General features: G+C 29.8%; 17 protein-coding genes and 1 other annotated feature. Of the genes, 5 read left to right on the top strand and 12 right to left on the bottom strand.

Features of this window, described 5'->3' with window-relative positions; all coding sequences use genetic code 11:
• Positions 1-56 precede the first annotated feature (56 nt).
• The 3 genes from B8978_RS12370 to B8978_RS12355 form a co-directional block, all read right to left on the bottom strand.
• Positions 57-374, bottom strand: coding sequence for a PTS sugar transporter subunit IIB (locus B8978_RS12370; protein ID WP_084116354.1), 318 nt, complete (start codon positions 372-374; stop codon positions 57-59).
• A gap of 281 nt (positions 375-655) precedes the next feature.
• Complete coding sequence (locus B8978_RS12360; RefSeq protein WP_084116352.1) at positions 656-2,749, bottom strand: BglG family transcription antiterminator; 2,094 nt, start codon at positions 2,747-2,749, stop codon at positions 656-658.
• A 197-nt stretch (positions 2,750-2,946) separates the two neighbouring features.
• Positions 2,947-3,921, bottom strand: a complete 975-nt coding sequence (locus B8978_RS12355; protein WP_084116351.1) for an NAD(P)/FAD-dependent oxidoreductase — start codon at positions 3,919-3,921, stop codon at positions 2,947-2,949.
• Positions 3,922-4,113: 192 nt separating this feature from the next.
• On the opposite strand from B8978_RS12355, the gene B8978_RS12350 reads away from it, so the two are divergent.
• Positions 4,114-5,043 carry a DUF475 domain-containing protein gene (locus tag B8978_RS12350; RefSeq protein WP_084116350.1) on the top strand — a complete coding sequence of 310 codons (930 nt, stop codon included), beginning with the start codon at positions 4,114-4,116 and terminating at the stop codon, positions 5,041-5,043.
• Between the two features lie 49 nt (positions 5,044-5,092).
• Here the strand turns inward: B8978_RS12350 and B8978_RS12345 are convergent, their stop codons facing one another.
• Positions 5,093-7,390, bottom strand: a complete 2,298-nt coding sequence (locus B8978_RS12345) for a YhgE/Pip family protein (protein ID WP_084116349.1) — start codon at positions 7,388-7,390, stop codon at positions 5,093-5,095.
• A gap of 257 nt (positions 7,391-7,647) precedes the next feature.
• Entirely contained in the window at positions 7,648-8,274 is a 627-nt protein-coding gene (locus tag B8978_RS12340) for an ATP-binding protein (protein ID WP_084116348.1), read from the bottom strand.
• A gap of 131 nt (positions 8,275-8,405) precedes the next feature.
• On the opposite strand from B8978_RS12340, the gene B8978_RS12335 reads away from it, so the two are divergent.
• Together B8978_RS12335 and gpmA are read left to right on the top strand one after the other, a co-directional pair.
• Complete coding sequence (locus B8978_RS12335; RefSeq protein WP_084116347.1) at positions 8,406-9,089, top strand: Crp/Fnr family transcriptional regulator; 684 nt, start codon at positions 8,406-8,408, stop codon at positions 9,087-9,089.
• 139 nt (positions 9,090-9,228) lie between these two features.
• Entirely contained in the window at positions 9,229-9,999 is a 771-nt protein-coding gene (gene gpmA, locus B8978_RS12330; RefSeq protein ID WP_084116346.1) for a 2,3-diphosphoglycerate-dependent phosphoglycerate mutase, read from the top strand.
• Positions 10,000-10,057: 58 nt separating this feature from the next.
• Here gpmA and B8978_RS12325 read toward each other — a convergent pair whose 3' ends face one another.
• Together B8978_RS12325 and B8978_RS12320 are read right to left on the bottom strand one after the other, a co-directional pair.
• On the bottom strand, positions 10,058-10,747 hold the full coding sequence (locus B8978_RS12325; RefSeq protein ID WP_084116345.1) for a response regulator transcription factor: 690 nt from the start codon (positions 10,745-10,747) through the stop codon (positions 10,058-10,060).
• A 16-nt stretch (positions 10,748-10,763) separates the two neighbouring features.
• The gene (locus tag B8978_RS12320; protein WP_084116344.1) at positions 10,764-11,936 is read right to left on the bottom strand and encodes a sensor histidine kinase; all 1,173 of its coding nucleotides are present in this window, start codon (positions 11,934-11,936) and stop codon (positions 10,764-10,766) included.
• A 259-nt stretch (positions 11,937-12,195) separates the two neighbouring features.
• On the opposite strand from B8978_RS12320, the gene B8978_RS12315 reads away from it, so the two are divergent.
• A complete protein-coding gene (locus B8978_RS12315; protein WP_084116343.1) occupies positions 12,196-13,107 on the top strand; it encodes an ABC transporter ATP-binding protein in 912 nt (303 codons plus the stop codon).
• The gene (locus B8978_RS12310; protein WP_084116342.1) at positions 13,107-13,934 is read left to right on the top strand and encodes an ABC transporter permease; all 828 of its coding nucleotides are present in this window, start codon (positions 13,107-13,109) and stop codon (positions 13,932-13,934) included. Before B8978_RS12315 ends, B8978_RS12310 begins: the two co-directional genes overlap by 1 nt.
• Before the next feature lie 134 nt (positions 13,935-14,068).
• Here B8978_RS12310 and ilvN read toward each other — a convergent pair whose 3' ends face one another.
• From ilvN to B8978_RS12285, 5 genes are all read right to left on the bottom strand, one after another.
• Positions 14,069-14,353 carry an acetolactate synthase small subunit gene (ilvN, locus tag B8978_RS12305; RefSeq protein ID WP_084116341.1) on the bottom strand — a complete coding sequence of 95 codons (285 nt, stop codon included), beginning with the start codon at positions 14,351-14,353 and terminating at the stop codon, positions 14,069-14,071.
• Positions 14,350-16,020 carry a biosynthetic-type acetolactate synthase large subunit gene (gene ilvB / locus B8978_RS12300; RefSeq protein ID WP_084116340.1) on the bottom strand — a complete coding sequence of 557 codons (1,671 nt, stop codon included), beginning with the start codon at positions 16,018-16,020 and terminating at the stop codon, positions 14,350-14,352. The genes ilvN and ilvB overlap by 4 nt, the downstream gene beginning before the upstream one ends.
• Positions 16,021-16,122: 102 nt before the next feature.
• Positions 16,123-16,368, bottom strand: a binding site (T-box leader).
• Positions 16,369-16,589: 221 nt separating this feature from the next.
• Positions 16,590-17,915 (bottom strand): ATP-binding protein, encoded by a 1,326-nt coding sequence (locus tag B8978_RS12295; protein WP_084116339.1) that lies wholly within the window; start codon positions 17,913-17,915, stop codon positions 16,590-16,592.
• A gap of 45 nt (positions 17,916-17,960) precedes the next feature.
• Positions 17,961-18,704 carry an MBL fold metallo-hydrolase gene (locus B8978_RS12290; RefSeq protein ID WP_084116338.1) on the bottom strand — a complete coding sequence of 248 codons (744 nt, stop codon included), beginning with the start codon at positions 18,702-18,704 and terminating at the stop codon, positions 17,961-17,963.
• A 256-nt stretch (positions 18,705-18,960) separates the two neighbouring features.
• On the bottom strand, positions 18,961-19,461 hold the full coding sequence (locus B8978_RS12285) for a hypothetical protein (RefSeq protein ID WP_242950553.1): 501 nt from the start codon (positions 19,459-19,461) through the stop codon (positions 18,961-18,963).
• Positions 19,462-19,706: the final 245 nt, after the last annotated feature.

Below are 19,706 nucleotides of genomic sequence, written 5' to 3'. Positions count from 1 at the left end.
AGATTTTATTCCTCCTAAATATTTATTTTAAGATAAGGGTATTACCCCTATCCTAATTACATCTTACCTGATTTTTGTGCAAGCTTAATAATCTGGTCAAGTACTTTTCCTCCATTCATAAGTGCAAAGGCTTGCATGTCTACTATTTCTACCGGGATATCAAATTTACTTGCAGCAGTTTCAACTTCTTTTCTCAAATGTCTTACCTGTGGTTCTAATAATGCTACCGAATAATTTGCTGCTTTTTTCTTAAATTCTCCTGTACCACCAGCATCTACCACTATATCTAAATTTCTTTTTTTAGCCTCATCTGTTACAGCCTTTGCAAGAGAACTTGAAGTCGCACCCCAACTACATAAAATTATTGCTTTCATTTTAAATTCCTCCTCATTTTTTTATTTTTCATTTTGTCTAGAGATATATTTAAATTATATTGATATTGAATGAGCATTTTTTTAAACCATTTCTGAATAAAAAACATAGCAACCAAAAATACAATTGCAAATACGGATAATTTAATAGACGATCCTATTTTCCCTAATGATAATAAATTTTTTATTTGGATTACCCATGGTAAACTTAATAAAATATAAAATAATGCAAATGGGCCCTTATTGTTATATAAATTATTTTTATTTAACACTTCTTCATCTCCCTATCTAAAAACTCTTATTATTTGTAGATAAAGCCTTTTTACAAGAGTCTTCTCAATAATTTTTCTACATTCTTCAGCATTTTTACTTTCATTTAATCTATCAATAAAATCAACTTGTTCGATAATTGATGATGATAAATCTCCTATAACTTCTAAACTATCCTTTTTGTTTAATGGTGCTACCATAAGAAAAGCTGTATAAATCAATTCTTTTTTATCAATTAAGTTTATAAGCTTTATAGGTATTTTTAGCTTTCCAACTGTTATCATAGGCTCTTTAATATCACTACTTACACAATGATATATAACAAATTTTTTATTAGGCAATATTATTGTGCCTAACTTGTCTCTATTTACTAACATAACCTTGATACCATCTGAAGTTTTCATATCAATTACTCCATACTTAACTTGTTCTTCTAATAATTCTTGAATTATACCGTTTACATTGGTCGCACATATTTCTGTGAAAAATGTATTTTTTACAATGGTACTTATCTCATAACTATATGCCTTTATACGTTCTACATTTTCCATTTGTTTTTCAATAGGCTGTCGTTTTTCTTCCTTCTCTATAGTTATCTTTATATTCAACTCGTCCTCAAGTTTTGTAATATCCCTTTCAGTGAATAATGGATTTACAACAATGATTTTTTTGTCCTCTCTTTTAATTGGTACTGTTGATATAATTAAATCTACAGGATTTTTATTTATTATTTCATCAATTTTAAAAACTGAAGATATAGCAACTATGTTTATTTCCTTAATTTTTTTTACTCTAGCTGCAAGCATTCTTGAAGTTCCAACTCCACTAGCACAAACCAAAAGTACATTATATATAGTGGTTTTATCCTTCATTCTCTCCATTGCCGCTGCGAAATGCATACTTATATATCCAACTTCATCTTCACTTATCTCTACATTTAAAGCTTTTCTAAGGACATCTAAGACATTATTACATTTATTGAAAACATATCCATATTGATGTTTAATTTCACTTATTAACGGATTTCTTATTTTATACCCTGATTTTAATCTGTAAATTGAATTTAAAAGATGCATATTTAAATCTTTTTTTAGTATACAATCCATATCAAATCTTATATCAAATATCTTTGAGGCTTCTTCTATTACATTTTCTGTAAGTGAATATAAATATTTCTCACTTAAATTTAAGTTGTTTCCCCCAACCCTTACCCCTTGAAGATGAACTGTAATATACCCAAGTTCTTCTTCTGGAATTTTTATCTCTATTTCATTCTCAATATACTTTGCTATAATTTTTGATATTTTATATTCTTGTGACTTCTTTAACTTTTCTAAGGTAATGCTGTCGAAACTAATTTTTTCATTATTCCTTAACCTCTCAATGGCTAAAGAAAGGTGAATAGATAACTCTATATATAATCTGTCGTCTATTTTATAATCCATTGTTGACTCTATATTCGAAAGTGACCGCTCAATAAGATAAATTGTTTCATAATCTATTATGTTTAATAGTCTATTGTTAAGCTCATCGATTCTACTATTTTTACCTTCATTTATTTCCTCTATATCATTTTGTATAAAACTAATCAATTGTTCTATATTGTAATTTTTATAAAGCAAATCAACTAAAGTATGTCTAATATTTTCTTCGCCACCCTCTGTGTATACCCCAACACCTGGTTTAGAAATAACATTTATATGCTTTGTTTCAAGCCATTCTTTTACATCTTTTATGTCATGGCTTATTGTTGAACTGGACACATCAAATTTTTGTGCAAAATATTGAATTTTTATAGGCTCTTTACATTGTAAAAGTTCTGCAACTATGAAATTTTTTCTATTCTTGGATCCTGTCATCGACTCTGAACCATACATTGCCCATTTAAATTCTAAAATTTCATCATCTTTACCATTTAAACTTAATCCATTTAGTGTATTTATTATATTTATTTTATATTTGGAAATTAATTTATTAATGTTGTCTATTTCTCTATAAATTGTTCTAGTGCTTACATTATGTGCTTGCGCGAAATTTTTAACTGTAACGTTTTCATTTTTGAGCAATCTCCTAACTAAATCTATTTGTCTCGAACTAAGCCTATACATAAAATCACCAACCTAATATAATCACTGCCCTATTCTCCTTCCAATTAATATTATAACTTTCACATATTTGTAACACAAGGAAAAGATAAACATATATTGTCTCTATAAACTTGACATTTATTCATCAATGTAAAAAAGACTATCTCAAAATAAAAATTTTAAGATAGTCTTTTTTCAACTTTAATTTTTCCTAAATATCATAATTTTCTTATATAGTTTGCTGCATATATGCCGGTTTTTTTACCTTCTATAGCTGCACCATCAGCAGATCTATTTATATGAAGGGCATTTCCACACACAAAAATTCCACTTATATCTGTTTGAAAATTTTTATCTACTTTAGGTCCCATAGTTTCCTTACACATTGTAATTGTAAGCTTTTTTATAAGTTCAATTTCAGGTGTTAACTTTGCTCCAACTATTAAAGCGTCACACTCAATATGCTCTTCCGTACCTTCTATTATTTTATTATTGTCTAACTTAGCTATAGTAACTCCTGTGATTCTTTTCCTACCTTTAATTTCTACAATGTCATACCCTAATTTTATTGGTATGTTAAAACTATGAATCCATAATTCAAGCTTTTCTTTATCACCTAATATATGCTGCTGTGGTTCAATTAGAGCTTTTACATTTGTTCCTTCAATTGCTAATCTCCCAGCTGTTATAAGTGCTATATTGTCTGATCCTAAAATCAAAGCATTTTTACCTGGAACATATCCTTCAATATTAACGAACCTCTGTACTGTACCGGCCGTATATACTCCTGCACTTCTGCTTTTATCAATATTAATTTTAAAATTTGCAGTTTCTCTAGCTCCTGTAGCATAAATTAAAGCCTTAGCCTTTATCTGAAAAATACCCTGATTTTTATTTACTGCTGTCACAACTTTATTATCATCTATATTTAAAACTACCGTATTACATTTATACTGAATATTTAACTTTTTTACTTCCTCATTAAGTCTTTCGGCATATTCCGTACCTGTTAAATTCTCATTAAAAATTTCTATACCAAATCCGTCATGAATACATTGATTTAAAATACCGCCTAAATTATCATCTCTGTCAATTATAATTATATCATCAATACCTTGTTTTTTAGCAGATATTGCCGATAGAAGACCGGCTGGACCTGCACCAATGACAACAATATCATAATACGTCTTCATCTTTTACCTCCAATTGTAAGCATACTTTCTAATTTTATCATTTTAAATTTAAACATTCAATATAGATATACACCACATAATTTTTAAAATTATTAATATATTAACATAGTAATATAAATTTTTTTGATATAATCTACAAATAGACAGAATAATTTGACATAACAGAATTTTCAATAAAAAGGAGTGTGGTTTATGAGTATATTCTCTATAATATTTATTTTAATTGGATTATGTATTTTTGAAATAGTATCTAGTATTGATAATGCTGTTATCAATGCGGAAGTCCTTGGAACAATGTCTGAAAAGGGAAAAAAGTTTTTTTTAATATACGGAATAATATTTGCAGTTTTTGTTGTAAGAGGAATGCTACCTTGGCTCATAGTATGGATTACCAATCCAACCTTAGGGCCAATTGGTGCATTAACCGCTGCGTTTTCTAACAATCCACATATAAAGGAATCCATTGAAATGTCTAAACCTCCACTTATGCTTGGCGGAGGGATTTTTCTCTTATTTCTATTTTTACATTGGTTATTTATAGAAGATAAGAAATTTGGACTTTCAAGTGAAAAATTCTTTTTAAAGCATGGAGTTTGGTTTTATGCTGTAGTTTCTCTTATTCTAGTTCTTATAGTAACACTTTCCTTAAAATATAATCCAATGTTAGCTTTAGCTGCTGTCATAGGTTCTTCAGCCTTTTTTATAACAGATGGTTTTAAAAAAAATGCAGAATCAAATGAAGCCCAGCTATTAAGTAATACTAATAAAATGTCAGATTTAAGCAAAATATTATATTTAGAGATAATTGACACTACCTTTTCAATTGACGGTGTTTTAGGTGCCTTTGCTTTTACTATGTCAGTACCACTTATTATTATTGGTAATGGACTTGGAGCAATTGTTGTTAGGCAACTAACTATAGGCAATATTGAAAATATAAAAAAGTATGTGTTTCTAAAAAATGGTGCCATGTATTCTATATTATTTTTGGGAGTTATAATGATACTTGAAGGCTTTAAGGTTGAAGTCCCAGAGTTTATCTCACCTTTAATTACGCTTTTAGTTATAGTATTGTTTTTCTGGAAATCTTTAACATACACTAAAAATAAAAAAAAAGGCTAGTAAATTCTGGCCTTTTTCTTTAATACCCTTTTATTTTATCTCATATAAATTAAGCAGCTGAACTATCTAAAGCTTCATCTATATGTTTGTTTATTTTTTCACCTTTTTTAATTAATGTTAGTGTAACAATTATTGCTACAAGTCCAAACAATAAAAGCACTCCTAAATCTTTTAATACTAAAGCACTATTAATATTTTGAGCAAATAACAACTCTCTTAAGCCTTGTACCGTGTAAGTAAATGGTAAGAAATAGCTTATGTTTTGGAAAAATTTAGGCAAAACTTCCATTGGGAAGGTACCTCCATCAGAACATAGTTGTAATACTAAAAGTACTATTGCTACACCTTCTCCTACCAGTCCAAGTAAACTTACTAGCGCATAAAGTATAGCATCAAATGAAAGTGCTACTACTATTAAAGAACCAAAAAGCATCACTGGATGTGCAGGCTTAATTCCAAGTATTAAAACTACAAACCCCAATAATATTGCCTGTACTATACCTAGTATACCATAGTTGAAATATTTCCCTAAAGTAAATTCAAATCTGTTTAATTCTTTATAATTATCTTTTTTAATCTTTAAAATAAGCATCATAAGTACGGCACCTAACCACAATGATATTGGTAAAAAGTATGGAGCTAGCCCTGTACCATAATTATCTATTTCATCAATATTAGTTTCTGATATTTTTACTGGATCACCAATGAAGGTTCCAAGATCTTTACTTGATGATTTCACATTATCATTGATTTTGTTTGCTCCATCTGTTAGTCCATTTTTCAAGTCTTTATTTCCGTTATTTAAGGTTGTTAAAGCATCCCCAAGTTTATTTGATCCGTCTGCAAGCTGCTGTGTACCAGAAGCTAAAGCAGGCATTTTTGAGTTAAGTTCATCTATACCATTATTTAATGTAGATGATCCATTATATAATTGACTTGATGCATTTGTAAGTGTTGGCATGTTAGCATTTAAAGCTCCAAGTCCAGTAGAAATTTTATCAGAACCTTGTGCTAATGCCCCTAATCCTAAAGCTAACTGATCTACTCCAGCTGTGTAAGGCTGAAGTCCAGCTGTGTTAAAAGCATTTAATCCAATTGCTTTAAATTGTGATACTGCTGAGTTATCATTATTAAGATTAAGACTATTTGATAGCTCTTGAGTCCCATCAACCATTGTTTGTGTTCCATCTGTTAATTGTTTAATGCTAGCTTTATTAGCATCACTAGATGAATTAGTCTGTTCAGCTATTTGTTGCATAGCATTCATATAGTTTTGCATGTTTTTATCATTCATTGCATTTTTATTGTTTGCTAAATATGCAATTAAGTATTTTTGTGCTGCATTGATTGCATCTTGACTACTTTTCGTATTGTCAATCAATTGCTTAACTCCATATTGAACTTGTTTTGCCCCATTATTTAAGCCATCTGCACCATTTTTAAGAGCATCTGTCATCTGTCCATAACCAGGAATTACCTTGTTATTGTAAGTATCATTTAAGTCTTTTGATTTTGAAGCTAGTGTAGCCGCACCATTGTTAGCATCAGCTAATCCTTTGTTTAAGGAATTAGCACCAGAAGTAAGCTGCCCAACTGCATTAGTTATTGTAGGAACCTGTGAGTTCAAACTACCAAGACCGTTAGTTAGTGCTAATGAACCATTTGCAAGAGCATTTGTACCATTTTGTAACTTAGGTACTTGATTATTAAGTTCATTTAAACTAGATGATATTTTGTTATTACCATCATGAATATCATTTGTTCCGTTAATGAGCTTATCAGCACCATTTGCAGCATCATTTAACCCATCTCTCGATTGGTAAATTGAATCAAATGCGCTTTCTCCATATTTTCCTGAAATACTCTGCTTAACTTGAACTAAAATTTCATTTTTAATATTTTCTGAAATTTTAGTCCCAATATAGTTTTTCTTATTGTTTGATACATATTTTATTGTAGGAGCTATTGCTTTACCATTTTTCGCATCAGCAATTTTTTGTGAAAAATCCTTTGGTATTTCGATTAATGCAAAGTATTTATCATCATTGATTCCCTTATTTGCCGTCTTACTATCAACAAATTCAAAACCAACATCGGTATTATCCTTAAGTTTTTTAATAGTATCATTACCGTAATTAACCTTTTCATTATCTAAGGTTGCCCCTGAATCATTATTAACAACTGCAACATGATAATTTTTCAAATCACCATATGGATCCCAATAGGCTTTTAAATAGCTGAAGCTATATAATAATGGAATAATTATGACGGCTAACAATGCAAGTATCTTAATTTTGTTTTGCAAAAATGATTTAGCTTCTGTTTTAAATACGCTAAACAAATTCATGTTATTACCTCCAATCCATACACAAACTGACTAGTCAGTATATATATAAGTTATACAACATTTTCAGCCTTAATGCAAGATTTTTTTAATAACACTTACTTTTGAATTCTTGTAAATAAAGTGAAACGAACACTCAGATGGTGTTTTGGTTTTGACACCATCTGAGTGTTCGTTGAACCAATGCAGCGCGTAGCATCCGTTAACTCAATGCTTGCATAAGTGGGAGTCTTACGGATGATAGCGAATGGATAAACTATTTAGAGAATTTCTCCCTCTGTACTTATTATTACCTCTCTATATGGTAAAATTGTCTTTGATTCTAACATAGCTGCCTTTACTGCTGAAACTATTCCACCGCAACATGGAACTTCCATTCTTACTACAGTTATACTCTTTATATTGTTATTACTGAGCATGTTTATTAATTTTTCCTTATAGTAATTTACATCATCTAGTTTAGGGCAGCCTATAACTGTTATATGATCTTTTATAAAATCCTTATGGAAATCTCCATAGGCATAGGCTGTACAATCTGCTGCCACCAAAAGATTTGCTCCATTTAAATATGGTGCTCTACTATTTATAAGATTTAACTGAACAGGCCATTGTCTTAGTTCTGAAACAATCTTTTCTGTACTACTTTTGTTTTCTTCTTGAAGTTTTTTGACTGCCTCTTCACTATATTCACTAGCTTCTCTTTCGATTATCTCAATGGCACCCTCAGGGCATCCCGGCAAGCAGTCTCCTAAACCATCACAATAAATGTCACTTATTAGTTTTGCCTTCCCATCAGTTATTTGAATAGCCCCTTCATGACAAGCCTTCACACATATTCCACATCCATTACATTTTTCTTCATGTATTTTTACAATTTTCCTTTTCATTTTGTACCCTCCATTTATATTGAAACATTCTCTTTATTCGTTGATTTCATGATTTTATTATAGTAATATTTTAATATAAAGTCTGTATCTTATGTTACCTTTTTTCAAATATAATTATAGAGGGAGTGAATATGGTGATAGAATTTATAGATGTTTTAAATAAATGTGTAATTTTCAAAAAATTTAGTCCACAAGAAATTAACAATCTTTTGCATAATGTAAACTATAAAATCACCTTCTATCCTAAAGATAGTATAATAGCAGCTGAAAGCGATGAATGTTCTAACCTAGGTCTCATTCTTTCTGGTTCAGTAGAGGTAAAAAAACTTTTTGCATCTGGAAAAACTGTCACCATAGCAAAGTTTTTACCTGGTGATATATTTGGAGAAGTTATAATTTTTTCAGAGACACATAAATATCCTTCTACAATTGTTAGCTCCGATGATTGTAAAATATTGTACATAACAAAAGAAGCTATTCTTCAGTTATGTACCATTAATTCTATAATATTAAGTAATTTTATGGGACTTTTATCTAATAAAATTCTTATGCTTAATAAAAAACTAAAAAATTTTTCCTACAACACAATACGCGAAAAAGTGGCCAGTTTTTTACTTGACATTTATTATGTAAGAAAAAAGCTTATATTTCAAATAGATTTTTCCAGAAAAGAAATGGCAGAATCCTTAGGCATTCCACGTCCTTCCCTTTCAAGAGAGCTTATAAACATGAAAAATGAAAAAATTATAGATTTTCATAAAAATACATTCAAAATCTTAGATTTAAATAAACTTGAGGATACAATTTTAAATTAATAAAAAATGTATAAATAATAATGATTATCACTTGCAATTTATAATTAAATTGTATAGAATTTATGTAAAGAGATACAATATTTAGAGCACATATTTTTAATGTGTTCTTATACATACAATTAAACGAGGAGGGATTTAAATGATAAAATTAGTTTTAATAAGACACGGTGAAAGTGAATGGAATAAAGAAAATAGATTTACTGGTTGGACAGATGTTGACTTATCAGAAAAAGGACTTGATGAAGCTAAAACAGCTGGAAAAATACTTAAGAATAATAAATATGAATTTGATATTTCCTATACTTCAGTTTTAAAAAGGGCAATAAAAACTCTATCTACCGTATTAGAGGAATTAGATCTTTTATGGATACCAGTTTATAAATCTTGGAAGTTAAATGAAAGACATTATGGCGCACTTCAAGGTTTAAACAAAGCAGAAACAGCTAAAAAGTATGGTGATGAACAAGTCCATAAATGGAGAAGGTACGTAGACGTTAGACCACCTGCACTTAAAAAAAGTGATGAAAGATATCCTGGCAATGAACACAAATATTCAGAATTAAAAGAAGAGGAAATACCTACAACTGAAAATCTTGATGATACACAGAAAAGAGTATTAGAATATTGGAACGAAGTTATTGTTCCTCAAATTAAAAACGGTAAAAAAATAATTATTGCCGCTCATGGAAATACTCTAAGGGCACTAGTTAGATATCTTGATAATATACCTGGAAATGGAATTGCAGATCTTAATATACCAACAGGTGTTCCTCTAGTATATGAATTAGATGAAAATATTTTACCTTTACGTCATTATTATTTAGGTGTTGACGGAGAGCTTCCTAATGACGTTATATCTCAAAACATACAGAAAAAAGAGGAAAGTTATAAAACACTTATTGAAAAATAGTAGATTGCAGAAGATATGTCACTTTAACATAATATATTGTGACATATCTTTTTTTAATTTAAGCTTTAAACCTATAACCTGTTCCCCATAATGTTTCTATAAATTCAGGATTAGATGAATCCTTCTCAATTTTTTTTCTTATTTTTTGTATATGAACTGGAACTGTAGCTGTATCTCCAAAGCTTTCATCTCCCCATACTCTGTCAAATATTTGTTCTTTAGTGAATACTATATTTGGATTAGATGCTAGAAATACAAGTATCCCATATTCTTTTGAAGTCATCTGAATTTCTTTACCATTAACAAATACCCTGTGTGAATCTACATTTATTTCTAATCCACCTCTCGTTATAACCTCTAATGGTACAACACTATTTCCTTTAAGTCTTTCATATCTATTTATATGGGACTTTATTCTGGCCATAAGTTCTGCCGGACTAAATGGTTTTGTCAGATAATCATCCGCTCCAAACTCTAACCCTCTTATTTTATCTATATCATCTGTTCTAGCTGAGACTACAATTATTGGTATTTCCTGTTTTTTTCTAATCTCTTTAATAATTTCATATCCATTTTTGTTAGGAAGCATCAAGTCAACTATTATAACGTCATAATTTCCAACTTGAGCTTTTTTTAGTCCTTCTGCTCCATCTTGAATAATTTCAGCTTTATATCCATTTAATCCAAGGTAATCCCTTTCAAGTTCTGCAATATCAATATCATCTTCAATTATTAAAATGTTTTTCATCAACTTCTACTCCTATCTATTCTTTAATTGGAAACTTTACAATAAAAGTTGTTCCCTTATTTTCTACACTTCTTGCTGCTATAGACCCTCCTTGAGCTTCTACTAGTTCCTTTGCAATTGCAAGGCCCAGTCCTGTACTCATAAGATCCTTAGTCCTCTCATAATCCACTCTGTAAAATCTCTCAAATATATGTTCAAGTTTATCTTCAGGAATCCCTATTCCATTATCCTCTATTTCAATACATATATGACCCTTGTTTTTATATAAATATACATTTATTTTTAAATCATTCTCTTTGCCATATTTTACAGCATTCCCTATTATATTTTTAAATATTTGATTTACTCTTTTTCCGTCTACCTCTACATAACACTTTTCTTTAATACTATAATTATAGTACAATTCAATTCCTCTATCATCAAGTTCGAATTTAAATTCCTGCATTAAATCTTCCATAAATGAAAGTACTTCAACTCTCTCTATATATAGTTCTAGTTTTTGTATATCTAACTTTGAAAATAGGAAAAGATCATCTATTAATTTGTTAATATACGCAGCATTATTATGTATTATTTTATAATACTTGTTTATATTCTCCTTTGGCATATTTTCTAGTTCTAATAGCGTTTCAATATATCCTTGAATTGAAGTTATTGGAGTTTTTAAATCATGAGATATATTTGCTATAAGTGTTTTTCTGTTCTCCTCATATTCAGCTTTAAGTCTCTCCCCTTCTTTTAATTTTTTTGCCATATCATTAAAAGAATCTATAAGATTGCTAATTTCAGTATTATAATTAGATTCGATATTTACGTCATAATTTCCCTTAGAAATTTCTTCAACACCTTTTTCTAATTGGCTTATTGGTTTAAATATCCTCTTCTCTAAAGTCATTAAAAAAATTAATTGTATTATTGCTCCTAAACTTATAAGCACAGCAAAAAAAACACTTATGGTTTTTATTCCAAAATATTTGAATATAAGAAACCATATTACTAAATTTAATAGAGTAATAATAATTCTTGAATATTTAACATGTTTCCTATACATCTGTAGCTCAACATTATTTTTATATAGTTCATTTTGTTTCTTATGAAATTCTTTATGCAATTCTCTATGAAAAATTCTATTCTCTTTACGTTTCTTACCCCACTCCATAAAAAAATTTATTATGGCATTTTTAATCATGAGTACCACGCTCCCTAGTTAATAATACATTTATTAATTAATATTGTAATTAGTATTTTTAAAAATTACTTTAAGGATTCTTAAAAATTTTATAAAGTGAAACTTGCCCTCATGGTAGTGAATGGATAAATCTGTGTATTATAATGTGTGTTTAAAAAACTTTTAACCTTCTTTATAAAATCTTTAGAAATGTTTTATGCCTACTTTAAAATGGCTAGTTACAATAAACTAGAAATTACAAAACAGGAGGATAAATGTTATGTCAAATATAATTGAAGTAGAAAATTTTACTAAACAATATGGAGACTTTAAAGCAGTTGACAATGTATCTTTTCAAGTGGAAGAAGGGTCAATTTTCGCTTTTCTAGGTCCAAATGGAGCCGGTAAAAGTACAACCATAAGTACTCTTTGTACAATCATTGATAAAACTGAAGGAACTCTTAAGATTAATGGCTATGATGTTTCTAAAAACAAAGATAAGGTTAGAAATGACATAGGTATCGTTTTTCAAGACTTCACCTTAGATGGTAAATTAACTGTTGAAGAAAATCTTAAATTTCATTGCGAATTTTACAAAGTTCCCAAAAATGAAATCACACAAAGAATTGAATTTGTATTAAATCTTGTAGATTTAAAAGACTGGCAAAAAGCACCTGTTAACAGTCTTTCAGGTGGAATGAAAAGAAGGGTTGAAATAGCTAGAGGACTAATTCATTATCCTAAGGTATTATTCCTAGACGAACCTACAACAGGCCTAGATCCTCAAACTAGAGCCAACATATGGGATTATATTTACAAGCTTCAAAAAGAAAAAAATATTACTATTTTCCTTACAACTCATTATATGGATGAAGCTGAAATATGCGATAAAGTAGCCATTATGGACCATGGAAAAATTGTAGCTTTTGATACTCCATATAATCTAAAAAAACAGTATACATCAAATGTTTCAAAGATTAAAACTTCTAATAATCAACTTCTTGAGGCACATTTAGAAAAACATGCTATTAAATACACGCTCAAAGACGAAGTCTTTTCCATACAATTAGACTTAAAAGACACTCTAGAAATAATGTGTAAATTTAAGGACATTATAATAGATTTTGAAATGACAAAAGGTACGCTTAATGATGTATTTTTATCAATAACAGGAAAGGAGATTAGATTGTAATGAGAACAATAAAAGCTATTATAACTAGGAACTTAATCAATTTTACTAGAAGCAAACTTCAACTTGCTTTTTCAATTATAATGCCCATGTTTTTTATGTTTATCTTTTCTTTTGTTATGAAATCTAATACTACTGGATACAGCAATCCCCTTAACTATTTAATTTCAGGTATAATAATTATGACAGTTTTTCAATCTGCACTAACTAATTCCACTAGTATCATAGATGATATATCTGGTGGATTCATGAAAGAAATAATTGTTTCACCATCTTCAAGATGGCAAATAGCTGTAGGTCAAATATCTTCTGCTGTAACTATCTCTGTACTTCAAGGTATTCTAGTTGTTATTATGGGATTATTTATGGGCTTAAAAATAGACTTTATTCAATTTATTCAGATGTTTATTGTAATGGTTGCAGTTGGAGCAACTTTTAGTTCTATGGGTTTATATTTAGCTACAGTTTCTAAAAATTCAACTACATTTCAAATGATGACTAATGTAATATTAATGCCTTTAACATTTTTATCCGGCGCATATATTCCTACTACTGTGATGCCTAAAATACTTCGCCCAATTGTATATATAAATCCACTTACTTATACCACTGCAATATTTAGATATATAACTCTAAAAATGCAAAATTTATCTACAAATGACCTAGTTAAAGCTGGTGTTGCATTTAATATTCATGGCTTTGTGATTCACCCCTATTTAGGAATGATTATTATATTAATTATGTTCTTCATTTTCTTTGTGTTATCAGTTAAACAATTTAGTAAAGCTGATTTTTCAAGAGTTAAATCTTTTAATCCACATAAAGGATAAACAGTATAAAAGATTTATTACAACTTTAACTACTTATAGTTTAATTCATAGTATAAAAAAATTGCGAAGCATAAGTGAAAACCCTTCACCCAATGCTTCGCAATTTATCACTACTATGAACTACAATAAATTATTTACTCTAACTCATTGTATAACTTATTAAAAACAGGAAACTCCTCTTCCGTATGAAGCGAAACATTTAAAATATCATATAATTTCTCTAACTGCTTTATAATTTGTTCTGTCCTCTCATCATTTTTTATAAGCAAATACATTTGACTGGTATTGCTGTCACCTATCCCCAAACATATTATACCCTCAAGATTAAAGGCTCTCCTTGAAAAAAGTCCTACAATATGAGACATAACTCCAGGATGATTATTAACTATAAGTTTTATAACGTAATTTTCTGTACTCATATTAAATCACCGCCTATCATTTCTGAAATGCCAGCTCCTGGTGCAACCATGGGCAATACATTTTCAAATTGTTCAACAGGTATATTAATTAAACATGGTTCTTCACCGGTAAAAACCTTTTTAAGTATTTCCATAAGCTTGTCATCTGAATTAACATTATAAGAATTTATTCCAAACCCCTTACTTATAGCTGCAAAATCTGGATTTGTTATAAACCTAGATGCCATATAGTGTTTGTTATAAAAAAGTTCTTGTTGTTGCCTTACAAGTCCTAGATGCCCATTGTTTAATATTATTATCTTTACATTCAAATTTAAATCTGCTAAAGTAGCGAGTTCTTGAATATTCATAAGAAACGATCCATCTCCAGAAAAACATACTACAGTTTTTTTAGGATTTGCAATTGCTGCCCCTATAGCTGCTGGTAACCCAAAACCCATTGTTCCAAGTCCACTTGACGTTAAAAGAGTTTTAGGAGATTTTATTGGGTAAGTTTTTGCTACCCACATTTGATGCTGCCCAACGTCTGTTGTAATTATTGTATCTTCTTTAACAAGGCTGCTTACAGCTTTAATTATATTCATTGGATGAAACTCATCTTTTTCCTTTGGCAAAAATACTGGTGTTGAATTTTTTTTATTATTTATATATGTTATCCACTTTTCCCTCTTGTTTTCTTCTACAATGTTTATAATTTTATGCATAACTTCATCAACATCTGCACATATTGAAACTTGAACTTTCCTTATTTTATCTATCTCAACATCATCAATATCAACATGTATTATTTTCGCTTTAGTACAAAATTTATTTATATTTCCTACAGCTCTATCATCAAATCTGACTCCAAATGCCAATAGTACATCTGCTTCGTTTAAAAGTAAATTTGTGTATTTTTCACCATGCATTCCAAGCATTCCTATATAAAGCGGATCTTCCATTGGAAAAGTTCCAAGTCCCATTAACGTTGAAACTACAGGTATACTGTTTTTCTTTGCAAACTTATACAAAATTTCTGAGGAATTTGAATTTGCTATTCCTCCACCTATATATAATATGGGCTTTTTTGATGTGTTGATCATTTCAGCTGCTTGTTTAAGCACTTTTTCATCTATATTATTTATTGAATTTTCTATATTAAAATCTGGCCACTTATAAAATTCTACTTCTTCAGTTTGAACATTTTTAGGAATATCTATTAATACAGGTCCCATTCTGCCTTCCTCTGCAATTTTAAAAGCCTCCGGTATAATACTAAACAATTCTGTTGCAGATCTTACAAAAAAATTGTGCTTTGTTATTGGAATTGTTAGTCCATACGTATCTACTTCTTGAAATGAATCAGTTCCTACATAATCATAAGCCACCTGTCCAGTTATTGCTATTATAGGTACAGAATCAAGTTTTGCATCTGCAATGGCCGTTAAAAGGTTTGTTGCTCCTGGTCCCGAAGTTGCAAAACAGACTGCTGCTTTTCCAGTTGAACGAGCTATTCCTTGAGCTATAAACCCTGCCCCTTGTTCATGCCTTGCAAGTATATGCTTTATCTTGCTGTTATAAAGTGAATCGTATAGTGGAAGATTTGTTCCTCCAGGAATTCCTGCTACAACATCTATCCCCAGTTTTTCCAAAAGTTTTATAGTGATTTCAGCCCCACTCAATCTCATATAAAATACCTCCTGTTATTTTTATACTTTAGCCCCATTAGAATAAAAACTATAAGCTTCTAACAATATTTTTAGATAAAAAAATCCCTCGTCCTAAATAAAAATAAGGACGAAGGATACATCTCCGCGGTACCACCTTTTTTTGTACAATTTGTACACACTTTGTTAAAAGCAAAAACTTCTACTTCTATCCCTTGTAACGGTGGGATTCCGCCAAATTCTACTCTCAATAGATTTCTATTTGAAGCTCAATAGCTACCTTCAATATATTCATCAGAAGAATTTTCACCTTAAACTTCTCTCTCTAAACATCAGAATATATTTACTCCTCAATTTCAACGCTTTTAAAATTTTATTTATTTTTAGAAAATTCTATTACTTAAACAGATTTTTGTCAATATGCTTATAAAATTATTATGGTTTTCATTTTATAAGCATATGTATTTTAATAATTATTAAATATTAGCTAAATTAATATTTAATATTAGCAATACAATTTACTTAGATAGTTTAGAATATAAAGAGATTGTGAATCAACTGACGAATAATCCCTATTAGCACAACAGCCTTTATATATTTTCATGTCCTTCTATCCAATCCACAAATTGCCTTGCTGTTCTTGCAGAACGTCCATTGTACCACAGCTCCCATTTTTTCGCTTCTTTGTGAAGTGTCTCTTTATCAATGTTTAAATTTCTTTTGGCTGCAATTCCATCTACAATTTCTAAGTATTTATTTTGATCTGGTGATGAAAACACCACATTAATTCCAAACCTGTCTGCAAGAGATAATTTTTCTTGAACACTATCACCAGCATGAACTTCTTCACCAATTCCAGGTCTTTCATTAAAATATTCTTTAACAAGATGTCTTCTATTTGAAGTTGCATAGATTAATATATTTGATGATTTATTTTCAAGTCCACCTTCTAATATTGCTTTAAGAGCAGTATAACTTTCTTCATCATCTCCAAATACTAAATCATCAACAAAAATTATAAACCTTTGAGGTCTTTCCTTTAAGTTCCTTATTATATCTGGAAAGTCCGTAAGATAGGCTTTAGGAACTTCAATCATCCTAAGTCCTTCTTTATAATATTTATTTAGTATCGCCTTAACTGTAGAGGATTTACCCGTTCCTCTATCACCATGTAGAAGTACGTTATTTGCAGAAAATCCTTTTAAAAATTGAACTGTATTTTCAATTACTACTTGTCTTTCATTTTCATATCCTATAAGATCTTCAAGCTCAACAGGATCTGGATTTTTTACCCCATTAAAATATCCATTTTCTGCTGAATGTTCCCATACAAAAGCTCTAAACTCAGCAAAGAGCCCACATCCATATTGTATATGAAAGTCTTCAAGATCGTAAATTAAACCACCCCATCTATTAGACTTAAATAGTTTTTGTTTAATATTTCTTATATTTTCGTGATTTACTTTATTGTCTACATACTCACATTTTATTTGCCAATCAGGTAATTTCTCTATAATATATTTAAATTCTTCATCTTTAAAATAATTTATTAAATAATTTTTAATATTTTTTGAATCTAATGTTGATAAAATTTGGAGATTTTCCAAATCCAACGACACTGCATTTTTAATTAATTCTTTTTTCTTATCCGCATTAAGTTTATGAACATTTTTTGAAAATGAATTTTCATCGAATATGATTTTATTTACAATATAATCTTCTAAAGAATCCACATCTTTATCCAATAAACTGTACAAGAAATCATTATATAAATTAATGGATTGCGATAATTCCTTATCATCCAAGCAAATATATTCAAGTAATAATTTCAGCTTTTTTATAATTGGATCTTTAAGTAAATTTCTATAAATACACAATGAGTCTAATGCTAATCTAGAACTTTTAATTTCAAACATGTCTGCCCCCTAATTATTCTTTTGTAATACTAAAAGATACTTTTTCTATTTTCCTTGATTTGCTAATTGTTTAATGCTCTTATTTACATTATCCCTATATACTCCACCATGATAACATATTACTGTTTCTATATCATACTCTGTTAGCCTCTTTAAGGATTTATTGGTTAATTCGTTATCATAATTAATCGCTGTAGGTGCCATAGAAAGCTTTCCTTCTTCAACAAATAACAAATCTCCTGCTATAAGCGTTTTGCTTTGCTTAAGATATAAGCAAATATGTCCTATTGTATGACCAGGCGTATAAATAGTAATAATTCCCCCACAATAAGGCAATTCCTCACCATCTTCTATTACTTGATCCACATTTGTTTTACACTTTTGAAAACCCTCCTTCATCATTTTATATCTTCCTTTCATTTCTTCAGGAAGAGAAGATATGTTTTCTTCTAATTTAGCTAACTTATGTGGCACCTTATCCCCTTGTATATATGCCTTTTCTTCCTTATGTGCAATCACTTTAACACTGTTCCCTAATTCTTTCACAATGCTACTAAGACTTCCTATATGATCAATATCATGATGCGTAAGAATAATTTTACCTATTTTTTCAAAAGAAACCCCTGCCTTGTTAGTTGCCGCTCTAATTAATGGTAGTTGTCCTGGAAATCCAGTATCTACAAGAATTGTTATATCATTGTCCCAAATTAATGTTGGATTAATAGTACCTGGTCTTCCCATAACTTCAGTTGATATTTCAAGCATTTCAATTCCATTCCCTATTCTCATATGTTTTTCTCCTCTCAATTTAATTGTTTAATTATTATTATATAATTACTTCATTTTTAATAATTATATCATTTACCATATTCACATCCAAGTTTCTTAATTATAGATTCTTTTACAATTGAAAAAGATTTCCAATTAAATTGAAACTAGCATTCGGATTGTTTTTTATTCCAACCTGAATGCTAGCTAATACATATGAAAGAAGTGACTAAATATATTCTTTATATTGTTTTTAATCCCCTTATGTCATAAGTTCTTAATAACATTGAAAACTTTGTATATCTCTTAAATCTATTCCAAAATATATCCATCTACGTCCATTCCATTTAAAACCAGACGCTGATTGTCTCCCTACATAAGTGAGCCATGCCCAAAAAGACTTTCCTCTTCTAGGCCATATATAAACAAACCTATATACACATGGTCTTAATGAACCCGGATCCACGGCTTTAACTCCAGGTCCGCCCATTTGTGTTGATGGTTTGTTTGGTGTTTTAGTTGGTGGTGGTCCAGGAGGCATCCCTTGACCATGACCAGATCCTGGTCCTTGATCCATTCCATGTCCTGGACCATGTTTTCTATAAGGATCATCATAAGGCGGCATTTGACAATACCTATATGGGCAAAAAGGTGGAATTTCAAAATTTTCAAATTGATCAGCCTCTTCACAGCCATAAACACTATCAGAGTCTTCATTACTAGAATTGTATGTTTCTTCTGGCTGTTGATGCCTGTAATAATTACAGTAATACATCATTTTTCTCCTCTTTTTTTGATTTCACTATAATATATGCAGAGCATTATTAATATGTGTAAATCTTAAAAATAATGTTGTTCATGATAGTGATATATTACAAAGTATTGGTGAAGGGTTTTCACCATTGCTCAGCGGTGAAAAGGCGAAGGGTCGCTAAAGCGAGGTGAAGGGTTTGACAGGCGCTTTGCTGGTCAAAGGTGATGGGTTTTCCGTGGGAAAAAGCTATGGATGATTTTTCTCCGCTA

The organism is Clostridium acidisoli DSM 12555, from assembly GCF_900176305.1.
GTDB lineage: Bacteria > Bacillota > Clostridia > Clostridiales > Clostridiaceae > Clostridium_I > Clostridium_I acidisoli.
This window is presented reverse-complemented; position numbering and strand designations above follow the sequence as displayed.

Coding starts and splice junctions, on each gene's coding strand:
- ilvN (WP_084116341.1), bottom strand. CDS start 14,353: ATGAGTACAGAAAATTACGTTATAAAACTTATAGTTAATAATCATCCT.
- B8978_RS12315 (WP_084116343.1), top strand. CDS start 12,196: ATGTCAAATATAATTGAAGTAGAAAATTTTACTAAACAATATGGAGAC.
- B8978_RS12345 (WP_084116349.1), bottom strand. CDS start 7,390: ATGAATTTGTTTAGCGTATTTAAAACAGAAGCTAAATCATTTTTGCAA.
- B8978_RS12310 (WP_084116342.1), top strand. CDS start 13,107: ATGAGAACAATAAAAGCTATTATAACTAGGAACTTAATCAATTTTACT.
- B8978_RS12340 (WP_084116348.1), bottom strand. CDS start 8,274: ATGAAAAGGAAAATTGTAAAAATACATGAAGAAAAATGTAATGGATGT.
- B8978_RS12325 (WP_084116345.1), bottom strand. CDS start 10,747: ATGAAAAACATTTTAATAATTGAAGATGATATTGATATTGCAGAACTT.
- B8978_RS12370 (WP_084116354.1), bottom strand. CDS start 374: ATGAAAGCAATAATTTTATGTAGTTGGGGTGCGACTTCAAGTTCTCTT.
- B8978_RS12320 (WP_084116344.1), bottom strand. CDS start 11,936: ATGATTAAAAATGCCATAATAAATTTTTTTATGGAGTGGGGTAAGAAA.
- gpmA (WP_084116346.1), top strand. CDS start 9,229: ATGATAAAATTAGTTTTAATAAGACACGGTGAAAGTGAATGGAATAAA.
- B8978_RS12360 (WP_084116352.1), bottom strand. CDS start 2,749: ATGTATAGGCTTAGTTCGAGACAAATAGATTTAGTTAGGAGATTGCTC.
- B8978_RS12295 (WP_084116339.1), bottom strand. CDS start 17,915: ATGTTTGAAATTAAAAGTTCTAGATTAGCATTAGACTCATTGTGTATT.
- B8978_RS12350 (WP_084116350.1), top strand. CDS start 4,114: ATGAGTATATTCTCTATAATATTTATTTTAATTGGATTATGTATTTTT.
- B8978_RS12355 (WP_084116351.1), bottom strand. CDS start 3,921: ATGAAGACGTATTATGATATTGTTGTCATTGGTGCAGGTCCAGCCGGT.
- B8978_RS12335 (WP_084116347.1), top strand. CDS start 8,406: ATGGTGATAGAATTTATAGATGTTTTAAATAAATGTGTAATTTTCAAA.
- B8978_RS12290 (WP_084116338.1), bottom strand. CDS start 18,704: ATGAGAATAGGGAATGGAATTGAAATGCTTGAAATATCAACTGAAGTT.
- B8978_RS12285 (WP_242950553.1), bottom strand. CDS start 19,461: ATGATGTATTACTGTAATTATTACAGGCATCAACAGCCAGAAGAAACA.
- ilvB (WP_084116340.1), bottom strand. CDS start 16,020: ATGAGATTGAGTGGGGCTGAAATCACTATAAAACTTTTGGAAAAACTG.